This is a genomic window from Bartonella sp. AP58NXGY (assembly GCF_042195785.1).
Classification (GTDB): domain Bacteria; phylum Pseudomonadota; class Alphaproteobacteria; order Rhizobiales; family Rhizobiaceae; genus Bartonella.
Genome location: NZ_JBHIOY010000370.1, coordinates 347 through 593, shown reverse-complemented (window position 1 = coordinate 593; position 247 = coordinate 347). Strand labels below are relative to the sequence as shown.

At 42.5% G+C, this 247-nt stretch carries 1 pseudogene; it reads left to right on the top strand.

Annotated elements, in window-relative coordinates:
- A pseudogene (locus ACFINC_RS11480) lies at positions 1 to 247 on the top strand (macrolide ABC transporter permease/ATP-binding protein MacB); the annotation flags it as partial.

The following is a 247-nucleotide window of genomic DNA, read 5'->3' as shown; positions in this document are numbered from 1 at the left end:
CTGATGAATAATGCGGAGGTTATTCTTGCCGATGAGCCAACCGGTGCACTCGATAAACAGAGTGGGCAAGAAGTTTTGCGTATTTTGGACGAGCTTCATCAAGAAGGGCGCACCATTATTATCGTAACGCATGATATGCAGGTGGCTAAAAGAGCAGATCGTATTATTGAAATCAGTGATGGGGAAATTATTGCTGATAAGCTCTCAAAAAGTGCAAAAACAAAAACGAGTGTTCAACCTCTTCAGG